Origin of the sequence: Paraburkholderia caffeinitolerans, from assembly GCF_902859945.1 — a bacterium.
In the GTDB taxonomy this organism is placed as follows: Bacteria; Pseudomonadota; Gammaproteobacteria; order Burkholderiales; family Burkholderiaceae; genus Paraburkholderia; species Paraburkholderia caffeinitolerans.
This window is the reverse complement of sequence record NZ_CADIKL010000005.1, coordinates 21,020-38,964: the sequence shown is the minus strand read 5'-3', so window position 1 is coordinate 38,964 and position 17,945 is coordinate 21,020. Positions and strand designations below refer to the sequence as shown.

17 protein-coding genes are annotated in these 17,945 nt (G+C 67.2%); 7 read left to right on the top strand and 10 right to left on the bottom strand.

What is annotated here, in order from left to right:
* Positions 1–37: 37 nt before the first annotated feature.
* The 10 genes from kdpE to HV773_RS06105 all read right to left on the bottom strand — a co-directional run bounded on the left by kdpE (position 38) and on the right by HV773_RS06105 (position 11,091).
* Positions 38–736: a two-component system response regulator KdpE gene (kdpE, locus tag HV773_RS06150; RefSeq protein ID WP_129561569.1), complete on the bottom strand. Its 699-nt coding sequence runs from the start codon at positions 734–736 to the stop codon at positions 38–40.
* Positions 729–3,683 (bottom strand): sensor histidine kinase, encoded by a 2,955-nt coding sequence (locus HV773_RS06145; RefSeq protein ID WP_175194377.1) that lies wholly within the window; start codon positions 3,681–3,683, stop codon positions 729–731. The genes kdpE and HV773_RS06145 overlap by 8 nt, the downstream gene beginning before the upstream one ends.
* 181 nt (positions 3,684–3,864) lie before the next feature.
* On the bottom strand, positions 3,865–4,455 hold the full coding sequence (kdpC, locus tag HV773_RS06140) for a potassium-transporting ATPase subunit KdpC (protein WP_129561567.1): 591 nt from the start codon (positions 4,453–4,455) through the stop codon (positions 3,865–3,867).
* A 34-nt stretch (positions 4,456–4,489) separates the two neighbouring features.
* Positions 4,490–6,601, bottom strand: coding sequence for a potassium-transporting ATPase subunit KdpB (gene kdpB / locus HV773_RS06135; RefSeq protein ID WP_129561566.1), 2,112 nt, complete (start codon positions 6,599–6,601; stop codon positions 4,490–4,492).
* Positions 6,602–6,617: 16 nt separating this feature from the next.
* Complete coding sequence (gene kdpA, locus HV773_RS06130; RefSeq protein ID WP_129561565.1) at positions 6,618–8,423, bottom strand: potassium-transporting ATPase subunit KdpA; 1,806 nt, start codon at positions 8,421–8,423, stop codon at positions 6,618–6,620.
* A complete protein-coding gene (gene kdpF, locus HV773_RS06125) occupies positions 8,420–8,512 on the bottom strand; it encodes a K(+)-transporting ATPase subunit F (RefSeq protein WP_027819619.1) in 93 nt (30 codons plus the stop codon). Before kdpF ends, kdpA begins: the two co-directional genes overlap by 4 nt.
* Positions 8,509–8,634, bottom strand: coding sequence for a hypothetical protein (locus HV773_RS06120; protein WP_035527161.1), 126 nt, complete (start codon positions 8,632–8,634; stop codon positions 8,509–8,511). Before HV773_RS06120 ends, kdpF begins: the two co-directional genes overlap by 4 nt.
* Before the next feature lie 158 nt (positions 8,635–8,792).
* Entirely contained in the window at positions 8,793–9,767 is a 975-nt protein-coding gene (locus HV773_RS06115) for a quinone oxidoreductase family protein (protein WP_129561564.1), read from the bottom strand.
* An 82-nt stretch (positions 9,768–9,849) separates the two neighbouring features.
* Positions 9,850–10,239: a methylglyoxal synthase gene (locus HV773_RS06110; RefSeq protein ID WP_129561563.1), complete on the bottom strand. Its 390-nt coding sequence runs from the start codon at positions 10,237–10,239 to the stop codon at positions 9,850–9,852.
* A 72-nt stretch (positions 10,240–10,311) separates the two neighbouring features.
* Positions 10,312–11,091 (bottom strand): SDR family oxidoreductase, encoded by a 780-nt coding sequence (locus HV773_RS06105; protein ID WP_129561562.1) that lies wholly within the window; start codon positions 11,089–11,091, stop codon positions 10,312–10,314.
* 309 nt (positions 11,092–11,400) lie between these two features.
* Here HV773_RS06105 and upp point away from each other — a divergent pair, with 309 nt between their 5' ends.
* The 7 genes from upp to rlmH all read left to right on the top strand — a co-directional run bounded on the left by upp (position 11,401) and on the right by rlmH (position 17,883).
* Complete coding sequence (gene upp, locus HV773_RS06100) at positions 11,401–12,051, top strand: uracil phosphoribosyltransferase (RefSeq protein ID WP_129561561.1); 651 nt, start codon at positions 11,401–11,403, stop codon at positions 12,049–12,051.
* 473 nt (positions 12,052–12,524) lie between these two features.
* The gene (locus HV773_RS06095; RefSeq protein ID WP_129561560.1) at positions 12,525–13,253 is read left to right on the top strand and encodes a YebC/PmpR family DNA-binding transcriptional regulator; all 729 of its coding nucleotides are present in this window, start codon (positions 12,525–12,527) and stop codon (positions 13,251–13,253) included.
* Between the two features lie 168 nt (positions 13,254–13,421).
* Positions 13,422–14,696, top strand: coding sequence for a phosphoribosylamine--glycine ligase (gene purD / locus HV773_RS06090; protein WP_129561559.1), 1,275 nt, complete (start codon positions 13,422–13,424; stop codon positions 14,694–14,696).
* A gap of 362 nt (positions 14,697–15,058) precedes the next feature.
* Positions 15,059–16,033: an oxygen-dependent coproporphyrinogen oxidase gene (gene hemF, locus HV773_RS06085; RefSeq protein WP_129561558.1), complete on the top strand. Its 975-nt coding sequence runs from the start codon at positions 15,059–15,061 to the stop codon at positions 16,031–16,033.
* 4 nt (positions 16,034–16,037) lie between these two features.
* Positions 16,038–16,820 (top strand): nicotinate-nucleotide adenylyltransferase, encoded by a 783-nt coding sequence (locus tag HV773_RS06080; RefSeq protein WP_129561557.1) that lies wholly within the window; start codon positions 16,038–16,040, stop codon positions 16,818–16,820.
* Positions 16,821–16,831: 11 nt separating this feature from the next.
* Positions 16,832–17,299: a ribosome silencing factor gene (gene rsfS, locus HV773_RS06075; protein WP_129561556.1), complete on the top strand. Its 468-nt coding sequence runs from the start codon at positions 16,832–16,834 to the stop codon at positions 17,297–17,299.
* Between the two features lie 113 nt (positions 17,300–17,412).
* On the top strand, positions 17,413–17,883 hold the full coding sequence (rlmH, locus tag HV773_RS06070) for a 23S rRNA (pseudouridine(1915)-N(3))-methyltransferase RlmH (protein ID WP_129561555.1): 471 nt from the start codon (positions 17,413–17,415) through the stop codon (positions 17,881–17,883).
* The last annotated feature ends 62 nt before the right edge of the window (positions 17,884–17,945 follow it).

Genomic DNA, 17,945 nt, shown 5'->3' with positions numbered 1-17,945 from the left:
CCGGCTCGGGCCGGCCGCCCACTCCGGCACTACCGCGCTACTGCACGCCCACCAGCCGATACCCCACGCCCGTCTCGGTGACGATGTGCTCGGGCTGCGCGGGATCGCGCTCCAATTTCTGCCTTAGATGCGCCATGTAGATGCGCAGATAGTGGCTGCTCTCGACATGCGATGGCCCCCAGACCTCGCGCAGCAATTGCCGGTGGGTCAGCACCCGGCCCGCGTCGCGCACGAGCGTGGCGAGCAGGCGGTACTCGATCGGCGTGAGGTGCACGGGCGCGCCATCGCGCGTCACCTGGCGCAGGCCCAGGTCGACCGTCACCGCGCCGAAGCTCACCTGCGGCGCTTCGTTCGCGCCGCCCCGGTTGCGGCGGCGCAGATGCGCGCGAATGCGCGCGAGCAGCTCGGAGACGCCGAACGGCTTGGTGAGGTAATCGTCGGCGCCGGCGTCGAGCGCGGCAACCTTTTCGCTCTCCTGGGTGCGCGCCGACAGCACGATCACCGGCAGGTCGCTCCAGCCGCGCAGCTCGCGGATCACGTCGAGCCCATCGGTATCGGGCAGGCCCAGATCGACGATCACGAGGTCGGGCTTGCGCGTCGCCGCCTCGACGAGCCCCTGCTTGCCGGTCTCGGCGTCGTAGACAGCAATGCCCTCCCCCTCCAGCGACGCGCGCACGAAGCGGCGAATCTGCTTTTCGTCTTCGATCAGGACAACGGAGAGGCTCGGATCACTCATGGGCGGCAGGATTGGCAGGTTTGGATTCCACTGCGGAGTCGGGGTCCACGGCGTGCGCACCGTGCGCACCGTGCGATTCATGTGCGTCGTGTGCGTCGGCCCCCTCGTGCGCGGATTCATCGGCATCGGCGACGTCGGTGGGCAACGGCGGCGGCGTCTGCACCGGCAGCGCGAACCAGAACGATGCGCCTTCGACGTGGCCATCGGCGTCCGCGCGGTTGGTCGCGCCGATTGTACCGTCGTGCGCCTCCACGATTGCGCGGCAGATCGCGAGCCCGAGGCCGATGCCGGGCTTCGCCGATTCCTTCTCGCCGCGCGTGAACTTCTCGAACACGCGCTCGCCCATGCCGTGCGGCAGGCCTGGGCCCGTGTCGTCGATGCTCACGCGCACGAACGGCTGACCGTCCTGCTCGATGCGGCGCGCCGAGATCGTGAGCGGCGTATCGGGCGGCGTGTACTTCGCGGCGTTTTCCAGCAAGTTCGAGAAGAGCCGCTCCATGAGCACCGCGTCGAGCTGCAGCAAAGGCAAGCCCTCTTCGAGCTGCACGTGCACGGGGTGTCGCGCCAGCACACGGCGGCACGCGGCCAGCGCCGCGCCCACGGTTTCCTCGAGCAGCGTCCATTGCCGGTTGAGCTTGAGGCTGCCCGCCTGCAGGCGCGCCATGTCGAGCAGATTCGTGACGATGCCGGTCATGCGCAGCGCTTCGTCGTGGATCGCCTCGATGAGCTCGCCCGAGCGTGCGTTCTGCACGTCGGCGGGCGCGCCGGTCGCATCGGACCCATGCGTCTGCGCGAGCATCGACGAAAAGCCGACGATGGCCGTAAGCGGCGTGCGCAGGTCGTGCGAGATGGCCGAGAGCAGCGAATTGCGCAATCGTTCGGACTCCATGTTGACGAGCGCGTCGCGCGCGATCTCCACGTAGTGCACGCGTTCGAGCGCGAGCGCGATCTGCGCGGCGAACGCGTCGAGCATGCGCTGCTGCTCGGGCACCTGCATCTCGCGTGCGTCGCGCGTGACCACGGCCAGCACGCCGCGCGTGCGCATCGGCGCCTTGAGCGGCAGGTAGAGCGCCGCAGCCGCCGGAAGCGTGTCGGTGCCGTGGCCCGCAGGCTTTTGCTGGTCGTAGACCCACTGGCCCACGTCGATGTCGAGACTCCCTGGCTCGAGCATGATCTGCGGATCGGGGTCCTCGATCTTCTGCTGAACCTTGTCGGCACTGTCGGGCAGCAGCATCGCCACGCGCGCGCCGAACACCTCGCTCACGTGACGGCTGCCGATCGCGACGATCTGCTCGGTCGCGAGCGCGGCCGCCAGTTCGCGCGCCATCGCGTACATCGCGCCCGTGCGCTGCTCGCGCCGCTGCGCAACGCTCGCCTCGCGGCGCAGGCTCGAGGTGAGATGGCTGATGACGAGCGAAGTAAGCAGCATGCCCACGAAGGTCAGCAGGTACTGCGTGTCGCTCACCGAGAACGACAGGCGCGGCGGCACGAAGAAAAAGTCGTAGGCGGCCACGCTCGCGAACGAGAGCAGCACGCCTGGGCCGCGCCCAAGCTTGGTCGCCGTGAAGATCACGCCGAGCAGATAGAGCATCACGAGATTGGCGAGCGCAATGCGGTCGAGCAAGGTGCTTGCGAGCACCGTGATGGCCGCGCAGATCAGCAGCGCCGCCGCATAGGCGCGCGGCGGCGAGCGGTTCGCCGCGCCGCTGGCGATGGCCGCGCGCCACGCGTTGGCGGCGCTCGCGGCCGCCGACGCCTCGCGCAGGTCTCTACCCGCAAAGCCGCCTGCAAGCCGGTCGTTATCGGCGGCGCCCGCGCGCACCAGGGTCAGGTCGACATCCTCGGCCTTAACGGCCAGGCGCTCGCCGAACGGCCGGCGCAGCCAGCGCCACCACGATCCGCTGCTGCGCGTCGACGCGCCCGCGACGAGCTTCGAGACGTTGCGCAGCCGCGCATAGCCCGCGAGCGTGACGGCGGCGTCCTCGCCGGCGAGCGTGACGGTTTCCGCGCCCAACTCGGACGCGAGCTTGAGCGCGCCGAGCGTGCGCTGGCGCACCTCATCGGGCAAGCGCTGAAGCTTGGGCGTCTCCACGTACACGGCGATCCAGTCGGCCTTCAGGCTCGCCGCGAGCCGCGCCGATGCACGCACCAGCGCACTCGCCTCGGGGCCCGGGCCCACGCACACGAGCAGCCGCTCGCGCGCCTGCCACACATGCTGGATCGAGCGGTCGGCGCGGTACTCGTGCATCTGCGCATCGACGCGGTCGGCCGTGCGGCGCAGCGCCAGCTCGCGCAGCGCGATCAGGTTGCCCTTGCGGAAAAAATTGCGCACCGCGCGCTCGGCCTGCGCGGGCATGTACACCTTGCCGTCGCGCATGCGGTCGAGCAGTTCCTCGGCAGGCAAGTCGACGAGCGTGACTTCGTCGGCGCCGTCGAACACGCGGTCGGGCACCGTCTCCCAGACGCGGATGCCGGTGATCTGCCCCACCACGTCATTGAGGCTTTCGAGGTGCTGGACGTTGACGGTCGTGTAGACGTCAATGCCCGCGTCGAGCAGTTCGTAGACGTCCTGCCAGCGCTTCATGTGGCGCGCGCCCTGCACGTTCGAATGCGCAAGCTCGTCGACCAGCACGAGTTGCGGCTTGCGCTCGAGCGCGGCGTCCAGATCGAACTCCTCGAGCGTGCGCCCACGGTACGCGATGCGCTGGCGCGGCAGCTCTTCGAGCCCGCTCGTGAGCGCGGCGGTCTCGCTGCGCCCATGCGTCTCGACGATGCCGACCACCACGTCCACGCCCTCTTCGTTGCGGCGTCGCGCGGCCTGGAGCATCGCATAGGTCTTGCCGACGCCCGCCGACGCGCCGAAGAAAATCTTCAGCTTGCCGCGGCGGCGTTTTTCTTCGTCGCGCTGGAGCCGGTCGAGGAGTTCGTCGGGATCGGGGCGGTTCATGCGGGTTTCGTAGGAAGGTTCATCGAAGATCGTCTCACCGTGGCGGCGAATTGGCAAACCGCGAGCAAACAGCGAGCAAACAGCGTGCAACCAACGAACAAACGCAGGCACCGCATGCTGCCCAGGCGGCATGCGGTGCCCGATTGCCGTCAGCCGTCAGGCTTCGGCGTCACGCAACGGCTCAGCTCGCCGCCTTGCCGTCGAGCGCGAGGTTCAGTTCGAGCACGTTCACGCGCGGCTCGCCGAACACGCCGAACTGGCGGCCCTGGGTATAACGGTCCACGAGCGCCTGCACGTCGTTCGTGCTGAGGTTGCGTGCCTTGGCCACGCGCGCCACCTGGTACGCGGCGGCGGCCGGCGAGATCTCGGGATCGAGCCCGCTGGCCGACGAGGTCACGAGATCGGCGGGGATCGGCTGTGAGCCTGGCTGCGAAGCGTCGGTGCCCGCGGCCTTGAGCGCCGCGATGCGGCCTTTGACTTCATCGGCGAGCGCCGGGTTGGTCGGGCCGAGGTTCGAGCCGCCCGAACTCGTCGCGTTGTACGGATTCGGCGTGGTGGCCGAGAGACGGCCCCAGAAGTACTGGGGCGCGTCGAACTGCTGGCCGATCAGCTTGCTGCCCACCACCTTGCCGTTCACCTCGACGAGACTGCCGTTCACCTGGCGGTGAAACACGGCCTGGCCGAACGCGGTCATCACGGCCGGATACACGAGACCGGTGATCGCCGCGAGCACGGCGAAGATCACGATGAGAGGTCGAAACTGCGCTTTCATTCTGGATTCCTATTCATCAGGTAACACGCGACTATCAAACCCAGCCGAACGCGGTCAGCACCATGTCGATCAGCTTGATGCACGGGAACGGCAGGAGAATGCCGCCGAGGCCGTAGACCAGCAAATTGCGGCGCAGCAGCGTCGCTGCGCCGAGCGGCCGGTACTTCACGCCCTTGAGCGCGAGCGGAATCAGCATCACGATGATGAGTGCGTTGAAGATCACCGCCGAGAGAATCGCCGACGACGGCGAGCTCAGATGCATGACGTCGAGCACCCGCAACTGCGGATAGGTCGTCGCGAACGCCGCCGGAATGATCGCGAAGTACTTGGCGACGTCGTTGGCGATCGAGAAGGTCGTGAGCGAGCCGCGCGTCATGAGCATCTGCTTGCCGATCTCGACGATCTCGATGAGCTTGGTCGGATTCGAGTCGAGATCGACCATGTTGCCCGCTTCCTTCGCGGCCTGGGTGCCGGTGTTCATCGCCACTGCCACGTCGGCCTGGGCGAGCGCCGGTGCGTCGTTGGTGCCGTCGCCGGTCATCGCCACGAGCTTGCCCTGGGCCTGGTGCTCGCGAATGGTCGCGAGCTTGGTCTCGGGCGTGGCCTGCGCAAGGAAATCGTCCACGCCGGCTTCGGCGGCGATCGCGGCGGCGGTCAGGCGGTTGTCGCCCGTCACCATCACGGTCTTGATGCCCATCTTGCGCAGCTCGGCGAAACGCTCCTTGATGCCGCCCTTCACCACGTCCTTCAATTCGATCACGCCGAGCACGCGCGCGACCTTGTCGTGCATCTCCGCCACCACGAGCGGCGTGCTGCCGCGGCGCGCGATGTCGTCCACGGCCGTGTCGACTTCCGCGGGGCAACGGCCGCCGTGGGCTAAGACGTAGTGCTTGACCGCATCGGCGGCGCCCTTGCGGATCTCGCGGGCATGCGTGCCGGGCGCCGTCCCTTCGGGCGACAGGTCCACGCCGCTCATGCGCGTCTGCGCGCTGAAGGCGAGGAACACCGCGTGCAGTGCGCCCATGTCGCGCTGGCGAATGTTGAAGCGCTGCTTCGCGAGCACCACGATGCTGCGACCCTCGGGCGTTTCGTCGGCGAGCGAGGCGAGCTGCGCGGCGTCCGCGAGCGCTTCCTCGCTCACGCCGGGCGCAGGGACGAACGCGGAAGCCTGGCGATTGCCGAGCGTGATCGTGCCGGTCTTGTCGAGCAACAGCACGTCCACGTCGCCGGCGGCTTCCACCGCGCGGCCCGAGGTGGCGATCACATTGGCCTGCATCATGCGGCTCATGCCCGCCACGCCGATCGCCGAAAGCAGCCCGCCGATGGTGGTCGGAATCAGGCACACGAGCAGCGCCACGAGCACTGTGATCGTGACCACGTGGCCCATCTTCGCGGCTTCCACTGAGAACATCGAGAACGGCAGCAGCGTCGCCGTCGCAAGCAGCAGCACGATGGTCAGCGCGACCAGCAAGATCGTGAGCGCGATCTCGTTCGGCGTCTTCTGGCGCTTGGCGCCCTCGACCATCGCGATCATGCGGTCGAGGAACGCCTCGCCGGGGTTGGCCGTCACGCGCACGACGATCCAGTCCGAGAGCACGCGCGTGCCGCCCGTGACAGACGAAAAATCACCGCCCGACTCGCGAATCACCGGCGCCGATTCACCCGTGATCGCCGATTCGTCCACGGAGGCCACACCTTCGATCACCTCGCCGTCCGCCGGAATGGTGTCGCCGGTCTCGACCAGCACCACGTCGCCGCGCCGCAAATCGGACGCGGTCATGATGCGGATCGGCGACTTCGGATGCGGCTCGTTGAGCTTCTTGGCCATCACGTCTTTCTTGGCCTGGCGCAGCGATGCGGCCTGCGCTTTCGAGCGCCCTTCGGCAAGCGCCTCGGCGAAGTTCGCGAACAGCACCGTGAACCACAGCCACAGCGCGATCGCGAGAATGAAGCCGGCGGGCGCCTCGGCCTGGCCCATGAGCGCCGCGACCCAGAGGATCGTCGTGAGCACGCTGCCCACGTAGACGCAGAACATCACCGGGTTGCGCAACTGGGTGCGCGGCTTGAGTTTCCTGAACGAATCCACGATGGCCGGGCGCACGAGCGCCGGATCGAACATGGACCGTGTTGCACTATGTTGTGTCATTTGATGATGTTCCCGTTCAATGCACGCCCATCATGATCAGATGCTCCACACCGGGGCCGAGCGCGAGCGCCGGCACATAGGTGAGCGCGCCCACCAGCAGCACGGTGCCGAGCAGCAGCACGACGAAGAGCGGCCCGTGCGTGGGCAGCGTGCCGCCCGTCACAGCAATGCGCTTCTTGCTCGCGAGCGAGCCGGCAATCGCGAGCACCGGAACGATGGTGCCGAATCGGCCGAACCACATTGCGATGCCGAGCAGCCAGTTGTAGAACGGCGTATTGACCGAAAGCCCCGCGAACGCGCTGCCGTTGTTGTTCGCAGCGGAGCTGAACGCATAGAGGATTTCGGAGAAGCCATGCGCGCCGGGGTTGGCGATGCCCGCCTTGCCCGCATCGGCCAGCACGGCGATCGAGGTGCCGAGCAGCACCAGCATCGGCGTGAGCAGCACGACGATCGCGACCATCTTCATCTCGAACGATTCGATCTTCTTGCCCACGTACTCGGGCGTGCGCCCGATCATCAGGCCCGCCACGAATACGGCTAGCAGCGCGAACACGAGCATGCCGTAGAGGCCCGAACCCACTCCGCCGAAGATCACTTCGCCAAGCTGGATGAAGAGCATCGGCACGAGGCCGCCGAGCGGCGTGAGCGAGTCGTGCATCGCATTCACCGCGCCGCACGAAGCCGCCGTGGTCGCCACGACGAAGATGCCCGTCTGCGCAATGCCGAAACGCGTTTCCTTGCCTTCCATGTTGCCGCCGGCTTGCATCGCGCTGGCGTGCTGATCGACGTTCAGCGACGCTAGCATCGGATTGCCCGCCTGCTCGGCCGAGAGCTCGACGCCCACCGCGACGGCGAACGCGATCGTCATCACCGCGAGCACCGCCACGCCCTGCCTGCGGTCGCCCACGACATTGCCGAACACGAGACATAGCGCAGCCGGAATAATCAGGATCGCCAACATTTCGACGAAGTTCGAGAACGGCGTGGGATTCTCGTACGGATGCGCCGAGTTCGCGTTGAAGAAGCCACCGCCGTTGGTGCCGAGCATCTTGATCGCTTCCTGCGAGGCGACCGGACCCATGGCGAGCGTCTGCGTCGTGGCTTTCGTATCGACGGTGACGGGGTTGCCCTTCGCGTCCTTGACCGGATTGCCCTGCGCGTCGAGCTTGGGCGCCGCGTAGGTGGTGGTCTGGAGCGTCGGCACGTCCTGATACGACTTGAAGTTCTGGATCATGCCCTGGCTCATCAGCAGCGCCGCGACGATCGCCGCCATCGGCACGAGGATGTAGAGCGTCGTGCGCGTGAGATCGACCCAGAAGTTGCCGATGGTTTGCGCCGAATGGCGCGCGAAACCGCGAATCAGCGCGATCACCACGACGATGCCCGTGGCCGCCGAGAGGAAGTTCTGCACGGTGAGGCCAAGCATCTGCGTGAGGTAGCTCACGGTCTGCTCGGGCGTGTAGTCCTGCCAGTTCGTGTTGGTGACGAAGGAGACGGCAGTGTTGAACGCGCCGTCCGGCGTCATCGCGCCGAAGCTCTGCGGATTGGCGGGCAGCCAGCCTTGAATGCGCAGCAGCACGTAAAGAAAGCCCACGCCCAGCACATTGAACGAGATGGCCACCAGCGCGTAGCGCTTCCAGTTCATCTCCGCGCTCGGGTCGACCCCGGCGACGCGGTAAAGCAGATTCTCGAGCGGCGCGAACAAACGCACGACACGCGAGCGCCCATCGAGCACGCGCGTGATATAGCCCGCGACAGGCACTGCGAGCGCCAGCAGGACGACGATGAAAATCCCCGCTTGCAGGAGATTATTGGTGTTCATTCGATATCCTCCGCGCGCAGCAGCGCATGGACGAGATAAACGAACAGCAACAGTGTCGCCGCCCCCGATAGCCAGAAGATCCAGGTCATGAGCGCGCCCCCGTATCGCCCCGATCCGCGCGGCGGTACTGCATGAGCTTCCCGCAGCCGGCGATCAACGCGTAAGTGAGCGCGGCGAAGACCGCCAGCCCCCCGATATACAGCACATCCATTGTCGTGTTCTCCATTTATGGATGACGGATGGCGGTAAGGTAATGTTTATCGCGTTAAATCCGGATCAAAGGTTTTGGTGCGCGTATAAAAATCGCGTAAACGCGACGGGGACGCGCATGGCTGGCACGCGCGCCCCCGTCAGGTGAATACCCCGAAATTACGGCAGCAGAATGGTCGAGCCGGTCGTGCGGCGCGCTTCGAGATCGGCGTGAGCCTGGCCCACGTCCTGCAGCGCATAGCGCTGGTTGATCGAGGTCTTGACCTTGCCCGAGGCGACCACCTCGAACAACTCGGCGGTCATCGCCTCATAATCGGCACGCTTCGCGATGTAGGTGAAGAGCGTCGGACGCGTGAAGAACAGCGAGCCGCGCCCCGCGAACTCCGACGAATCGATGGGCGGCAGCGGCCCCGACGCATTGCCGAAGCTCACGAACATGCCAAGCGGCGCGAGGCAGTCAAGCGACTTCGTATAGGTATCCTTGCCGATCGAGTCGTACACCACGGGCACGCCCGCGCCGTTCGTGATCTCGCGCACGCGCGCGGTGAAGTCCTCGCGCGTATAGACGATCGGGTAATCGCAGCCATGCGCCTTCGCGACTTCGGCCTTCTCGTCCGAGCTCACCGTGCCGATCACGGTCGCGCCCAACGCCTTGGCCCACTGGCACACGATGAGGCCCACGCCGCCCGCGGCGGCCTGGATCAAAATCGTGTCGCCGGCCTTCACGCGGTACGTGCGGCGCAGCAGATATTGCGCGGTCAGGCCCTGCAACATGAGGGAGGCAGCCTGCTCGTCGCTGATCGCATCGGGCAGGCGGATCACCTGATCCGCGCGCAGCACGCGCTCCTGCGCATACGCGCCCGGCGGACGCCCGACATATGCCACGCGGTCGCCCGGCTTCACGAGCGTGACGCCCTGCCCCACGGCCACGACTTCGCCCGCGGCCTCCATGCCGAGACCGGCCGGCAGCGGCTGCGGATAGAGCCCGGTGCGAAAGTACACGTCGATGTAATTGAGTCCGCATGCGCTTTGCTTCACGCGGATCTCGCCCTCGCCCGGCTCGCCCACCGCGACGTCCACCCACTTCATCACTTCGGGGCCGCCGGTCTTCTCGTAACGGATTGCCTTGGTCATCCTGCCTCCTTCGTTCTGTGAGTACTGCGAGTCCCAGGGAGTTGTGCGAGTCGAGCGGCGCTGCGCCCAGAACTCGTCTCGCTCAGATCTCTTCTTTCAGGCGCAGCGTGAGCACGTCGAGGATCATGCGCGCCGTCGAGATATTCGTCGCGCACGGCACGTCGTGCACGTCGCAGGCGCGCACCAGCGCGTTAATGTCGGGCTCGTGCGGCTGCGGGGTCATGGGGTCGCGCAAGAAGATCACCACGTCGACATTGCCCTCGGCCAGCTGTGCGCCGATCTGCAGGTCGCCGCCGTGCGGGCCCGAGAGCATGCGCTCGACGTTCAGGCCGTGCGCCGCCGCAATGCGCCCGCCCGTGGTGCCGGTCGCGAGCAGCTCGCAGCGGCGCAGCGTATCGACGTACTCGCCGGCGAGCCGGATGATGTCGTCCTTCTTATGGTCGTGCGCGATCAGCGCGACGCGGGTGGGCATGGCCTTCTTCCTTGTTTCGATGAGATTGAGTGCTTCCGCGCGCGCGTCGCGCGCGGAACAGAACGTACCGGATCAGAACGTTCCTGGATATGCGCCACCGTCGATCAGCCAGTTTTGTCCCGTGATATAGCCCGCATGGACGCTGCACAGGAACGCACAGGCGCGGCCGAATTCCTCGGAGGTGCCGAAGCGGCCCGCCGGAATCGCCTTCACGCGGCGCGCGCGCACTTCATCGAGCGACAGATTGCTCGCCTTCGACTGCGCCACGATGGTGGCCTGGATGCGGTCGGTGTCGAAGGCGCCCGGCAGCAGGTTGTTGATCGTCACGCCGGTGCCCGCGACCTGACGCGCGACGCCCGCGATGAAACCCGTGAGGCCCGAACGCGCGCCGTTCGAGAGGCCGAGCACGTCGATGGGCGCCTTCACCGAGGAACTCGTGATGTTGACGATGCGCCCGAAGCCGCGCTGGCTCATGGCGTCGATGGTGGCCTGGATCAGCGCGATCGGCGTGAGCATGTTCGCTTCGAGCGCGGCAAGCCAGGCTTCGTGCGTATAGGTGCGAAAGTCGCCCGGCGGCGGGCCGCCGGCATTGTTCACGAGAATGTCGGGCGACGGACAGGCGGCAAGCGCGGCGGCGCGCCCGGCCTCGGTGGTGATGTCGCAGGCCACGGCCTTCACTTCGACGCCGGTATTCGCGCGAATCCGTGCGGCGGTCTCTTCGAGGGTTTGCGCCGTGCGCGCCACGATCGTCACGTTCACGCCCTCGGCCGCGAGCGCCTCGGCGCAGCCGCGCCCCAATCCCTTGCTTGCGGCGCACACCAGCGCGCTGCGTCCTGCGATGCCCATGTCCATCTTTACGGTCCTCGTGGTTGGCGTGACGAATCTGTGACGGCCGGAGGTCGCGACGCAGCGACGAAACTGCGGCGGCCGGCTCTCGCCCGACTTTGCGATTCTAGAAGAATCGGACCACGCGCGTGGGACGCCGCGAGCCGCGCGTGCCGCAAACTGGCCCAGCGCGGCCCCGATCCCGCTCCGTTCTTGCCCGGTTCTCGTATACTTGCGCCTGTAGCGCGGCCCAGCGCTCCCGCGAGCCTCGCCGGACCCATGCAGCCGGCAGCGCCGCCGCCCCCCAACACCCCTTGCAGCCTCGTGCGCCCCGCCATGAAACAGGACAGCCGCTTTCCGAATCTTTTCATCCTCGATCACCCGCTGATCCAGCACAAGCTCAGCCACATGCGCGATCAGAACACGTCCACGCGCACGTTCCGCGAGCTGCTGCGCGAGATCACGCTGCTGATGGGCTACGAAATCACGCGCGAGCTGCCGGTCACGACGCGCCGCGTGCAAACGCCGCTCGTCGAGATCGACGCGCCCGTGATCGCCGGCAAGAAGCTCGCGATCGTGCCGGTGCTGCGCGCAGGCGTGGGCATGTCCGACGGCCTGCTCGAGCTGATCCCGTCAGCGCGCGTCGGCCACATCGGCGTCTATCGCGCCGACGACCACCGCCCGGTCGAGTACCTCGTGCGCCTGCCCGACCTCGAGGACCGCACCTTCATTCTGTGCGACCCGATGGTGGCGACCGGCTACTCGGCGGCGCACGCCATCGACGTGCTCAAGCGCCGCGGCGTGCCCGGCGAGCGCATCAGCTTCCTCGCGCTGGTGGCCGCGCCCGAAGGCGTCGAGGTGTTCCAGCAGGCGCATCCGGACGTGCGGCTCTACGTGGCCTCGCTCGATACGCACCTGAACGAGCACGCCTATATCGTCCCGGGTCTCGGCGACGCCGGCGACCGCCTGTTCGGCACCAAGAACTGATGCCGCCCTGGGGCGGCGCCCCGGCCGCCTCGCTTCGCTGCGGTTCGCGCACCCGAAAAAATCCCCGCCCCGGCGCATCCGGGGCGTCGAGGGGGGAGGCCGAGCGAGCCCGGCGTGATAAAATTCACGTCTGCCTGACCGGGTCGACCGGGTCTGCCTGACTGTCCCCACGAGTCCCCAGGACTTCGCGAAGCGCGCCCCAATGCGCCGACGCGTCCTCGGCGCGCGTCCCGCACGAAGCGCCACCGGCAAGCCCGGCCGCACGCGCGAGCGCCTGCCGGGCGAAAACTGGCCACGGACGACCGGCTGCGGGCGACCGGCTGCGGGCAGACAGACACTCACGGATGGGCACACCGGCACGGAAGCATCGGCCGCGCATACACGAGCGCGCCACGCCGGCCCCGGCATCGTATTGAAAACTGCGGTAACGACAACTGCACCATGCACGCGTGAAGCGTGCGACGGAGAAAGGTATGGCGGGTCATTCGAAATGGGCCAACATCAAGCACAAGAAGGCGGCTGCTGACGCGAAGCGCGGCAAGGTCTGGACGCGGCTCATCAAGGAAATCCAGGTTGCGGCGCGCATGGGTGGCGGCGAGGTCGACACGAACCCGCGCCTGCGCCTGGCCGTGGACAAGGCCTACGACGCCAACATGCCCAAGGACAACATCAACCGCGCGATCCAGCGCGGCGTGGGTGGCGTCGACGGCGCGAACTACGAGGAAATCCGCTACGAAGGCTACGGCATCGGCGGCGCGGCCGTGATCGTCGACACCATGACCGACAACCGCACCCGCACCGTCGCGGAAGTGCGCCACGCGTTCTCGAAGTTCGGCGGCAACATGGGCACGGACGGCTCGGTGTCGTTCATGTTCGATCACGTCGGCCAGTTCCTGTTCGCGCCGGGCACGCCCGAAGACAAGCTGATGGACGCTGCGCTCGAAGCGGGCGCCGACGACGTCGTCACGAACGACGACGGCAGCATCGAGGTGATCTGCCCGCCCAACGACTTCCAGAAGGTGAAGGACGCGCTCGAAGGCGCGGGCTTCAAGGCCGAAATGGCCGAAGTCACGATGAAGCCGCAAACCGAAGTCGAGTTCACGGGCGACGACGCGGTGAAGATGCAAAAGCTGCTCGACGCGCTCGAAAACCTGGACGACGTCCAGGAGGTGTACACCAACGCGTCGATCGACGAGGAATAAGCCGCTTCGGCGCGAGCGGGCGCTGCGGCTGACCGGCCGCGCCACGCTCGGGCGAGCTTGAGTCGCGCCGCGGTTCGCCGCCCTGCGGTTCGCCGCCCACGCTTTCACGGCCGGCGCATTGACGCGCCGGCCGCAACTGTTTCTGGTTCTGGTCTTTCGGGGATTTACATGAAGTTACTCGTCGTCGGTTCTGGCGGCCGCGAACATGCGCTGGCGTGGAAGCTAGCGCAGTCGCCGCGCACCCAACTCGTCTACGTCGCACCGGGCAACGGCGGCACCGCGCAGGACGAGCGGCTCGCCAACGTCGACATCACGGACATCAACGAGCTCGCCGATTTCGCCGAGCGCGAACAGGTCGCCCTCACCGTGGTCGGCCCTGAAGCGCCGCTCGCGGCCGGCATCGTCAACGTGTTCCGCCAGCGCGGCCTGAAGGTGTTCGGCCCCACCAAGGAAGCCGCGCAACTCGAAAGCTCGAAAGACTTCGCCAAGGCGTTCATGAAGCGCCACAACATCCCCACGGCCGCCTATGAAACCTTCTCGGACGCGACGGCCGCGCACGCTTACGTCGAGAAAAACGGCGCGCCCATCGTGATCAAGGCCGACGGCCTTGCCGCGGGCAAGGGCGTGGTGGTGGCGATGTCGCTCGAAGAAGCGCATCAGGCCATCGACATGATGCTCGCCGACAACAAGCTCGGCGACGCCGGCGCGCGCGTGGTGATCGAGGAATTCCTCGCGGGCGAGGAAGCGAGCTTCATCGTCATGGTCGACGGCAAGCACGTGCTCGCGCTCGCGTCGAGCCAGGACCACAAGCGCCTGCAGGACGGCGACCAGGGCCCGAACACGGGCGGCATGGGCGCCTACTCGCCCGCGCCCATCGTCACGCCGCAACTGCACGCGCGCGTGATGCGCGAAATCATCCTGCCGACCGTGGCGGGCATGGAGAAGGAAGGCATCCGCTACACGGGCTTCCTCTACGCCGGCCTGATGATCGACGCGCAGGGCAACCCGAAGACGCTCGAATTCAACTGCCGCATGGGCGACCCGGAAACGCAGCCGATCATGGCGCGCCTGAAGGGCGACTTCTCGAAGGTGGTGGAGCATGCGATCGCCGGCTCGCTCGACCAGGTCGAGCTCGAATGGGACCGTCGCACCGCGCTCGGCGTGGTGCTGGCCGCGCACAACTACCCCGATACGCCGCGCAAGGGCGACCGCATCAACGACATTCCCGCCGAAACCGATGCGTCGGTCACGTTCCACGCGGGCACGCAGTTCGCGGACGGCAAGCTCGTGACCTCGGGCGGCCGCGTGCTGTGCGTGGTGGGCCTCGCCGATTCCGTTCGCAGCGCACAAAAGGTGGCTTACGAAACCGTGAACCGCATCTCGTTCGACGGCATGCAGTATCGCAACGACATCGGCTATCGCGCCGCAGGGCGCAAGCAGTAACGCCTCGCGCGCAGGAAAGGCGCGCGCCACACATGCCCGGCCTGTTGTGGGCCGGCCATCCGTGGCGGGCGCTTCGCCGCCTGGCGGCGCGCTCGCCATGGTGCGCCGCAAAATTGCCAAGCGCACGCCGGCCGGCGACCGCGCGCGGGCCAGTCCTCGTCCGCCGCACAGGCAAGGCGAGCGCGGCCCGAAGCAGCACAATATAAGCAGCGCAACAGGCGGCCGCCGCATGGGCGGCATAACCGCGAAGCCGCGCCGAACGGCGTAAGCTTGCCGCTAGCGGCCGCGCCGCGCGACCCGCACCCCGATTCCGAACCCAATCCTGGCGCAGTGCCGGCCCCGCCGCCTCGCCCGCCCCACCGATGACCGAACCGACTCAAAACGGCCCGACCCCCGTAGCGCCCGCAGGCACAACCGCTGGCGCAACCCATGACAGCGCCGCCGTACGCGCCTGGCTCGCGGGCCTGCAGACGCGGATCGCCGACACGCTCGGCGCGTTCGACGGCACGCCCTTCGCGACCGACGCGTGGCAGCGCGAACCCGGCGAGAAGCTGCGCGGCGGCGGCTGCACACGCATTCTCGAAGGCGGCCAGTTCTTCGAGCGCGGGGGCATCGGCTTTTCCGACGTCTCGGGCGACGCCCTGCCGCCCTCGGCCACGGCCGCCCGCCCCGAACTCAACGGACGCGGCTTCGAGGCGATGGGCGTCTCGCTCGTGCTGCATCCGCGCAATCCGTACTGCCCGACCGTCCACATGAACGTGCGCATGCTGCTCGCCACCAAAGCGGGCGAAGCGCCGGTGTTCTGGTTTGGCGGCGGCATGGACCTCACGCCCTATTACGGCTTCGAGGAAGACGCGCAGCATTTCCACCGCGTCTGCCACGACGCGCTCGCGCCTTACGGCACGGATCTCTACCCGCGCTTCAAGCGCTGGTGCGATGAGTACTTCTTCCTCAAGCACCGCAACGAAGCGCGCGGCATCGGCGGCATCTTCTTCGACGACTACGCCGAAGGCGGCTTCGACCAGGCGTTCGCGATGCTCAAGAGCGTAGGCGACGGCTTCCTGAAGGCGTATCTGCCGATCATCGAAAAGCGCCGCGCCACGCCTTATGGCGAAGCCGAGCGCGAATTCCAGGCATACCGGCGCGGCCGCTACGTCGAGTTCAATCTGGTCTGGGATCGCGGCACGCACTTCGGCCTGCAAAGCGGCGGTCGCAGCGAGTCGATCCTGATGTCGATGCCGCCATCCGCGAACTGGCGCTACGACTGGCAGCCGCAACCAGGCACGCCCGAAGCACGCCTGTACACCGACTTCCTGCCGGTGCGCGACTGGATCTGACGCCGTGACGCAAGACTTGACCGCCACCGCGAGTGCGCCAGCCGGCGCGCCTCCTGCGGCGCTTGCGCGCCGCGTGGGCCTGCTCGGTGGCACCTTCGATCCGATTCACGAGGGCCATCTCGCGCTCGCGCGCCATTTCGCGCGCGTGCTCGGCCTGACCGAGCTGATCCTTTTGCCCGCGGGCCAGCCCTGGCAGAAGCCCGAAGTCAGCGCCGTGGAACATCGCCTTGCGATGACGCGCGCGGCTGCGGCCTCGCTCGTGCTGCCGGGCGTGACGGTGAGCGTCGACACCGACGAAATCGAGCACAACGGCCCCACCTATACGGTGGAAACGCTGCGCCGCTGGCGCGCACGCAGCGAAAGCAACGCGCAGGCGGCGCTCACGCTGCTGATGGGCGCCGATCAGCTGCTGCATCTCGATTCGTGGCACGCCTGGCGCGAGTTGTTCGCGCTCGCGCATCTGGGCGTGGCGAGCCGGCCTGGCTTCGATTTCACGGCGCTGCCAGACGCCGTGTCGGCGGAAGTGGCCGCGCGGCGCGCCAGCGCCGCTACGCTCGCGGCCACGCGCTGCGGGCACCTGCTGATCGACGAAGCGCTTGCGCTCGATATTTCGGCCACCGAAATCCGGCGCGAACTGGGCGCGCGCGTGGCGGCGCAGACAACCCAGGCGGCACGGGCAGCGGCGCCGGCCGCGCACACAACGACTGAACCACACGGCGGCAGCGCCGCCGACAAGGTCCCCACGGCAGTGTGGGACTATATCCTTCAACATCATTTGTACAGGTAACACGGGTAAATATGGACATCCGCAAACTTCAACGCGCCATCGTCGACGGTCTCGAAGACGTCAAGGCACAAGACATTCGCATCTTCAACACGAGCCATCTGACCGAGCTGTTCGATCGCGTAATCGTCGCGAGCGGCACCTCGAACCGCCAGACCAAGGCGCTCGCCAACAGCGTGCGCGAGAAGGTCAAGGAAGCCGGCGGCGACATCATCAGCACTGAAGGCGAGGACATCGGCGAATGGGTGCTGGTGGATTGCGGCGACGCGGTCGTCCATATCCTGCAGCCCGCGCTGCGCCAGTACTACAACCTCGAGGAAATCTGGGGCGACAAGCCGGTGCGCGTGAAGCTCGCGGCCAACACGGGCTTCACCGGCGCGCGTCCGAGCGAGCCGATCGACGGCGAAGACGACGAAGAAATCGACCTGCCCGCCGTGAAGAAGCCCGCACGCAAGGCCGCATCGCGTCGCAGCGCGAAGTAATTCCGCCATCCACGCGAAGTGAACGCGCACGCTGAACTCGTTGACGAGCTCGTTATGAACACGTTGAGCACGCAGCGAACTCACAAGCGCGTCACCCGCATTCGTTTAGCACCATGAAACTGCATATCGTCGCCGTAGGGCACAAGATGCCGGACTGGATAGCAGAAGGCTTCGAGGAATACACGAAGCGCATGCCGCCCGAGTTGCGCATCGAGTTGCGCGAGGTGAAGCCCGAGCAGCGCTCGTCGGGGCGTTCAGCCGAAAGCGTGATGGCCGCCGAGCGCACGCGCATCGAAGCCGCGTTGCCGAAGAACGCGCGCATCGTGGCGCTCGACGAACGCGGCCGCGACTGGACCACCATGCAGCTCGCCCAGGCGCTGCCCGGATGGCAGCAGGACGGGCGCGACGTGGCGTTCCTGATCGGCGGAGCGGACGGGCTCGATCCGCAGATCAAGGCGCGCGCCGACACGCTGCTGCGCCTGTCCTCCCTCACGCTGCCCCACGCGATGGTGCGCGTGCTGCTGGCCGAGCAACTTTACCGCGCGTGGACCATCACGCAGAATCACCCCTATCATCGCGTTTGAAGCGCTCGCGCATAACGCCCGCCGGCGTGTGCGCCACGAGATCCACGCGCCACGGCGGCCCT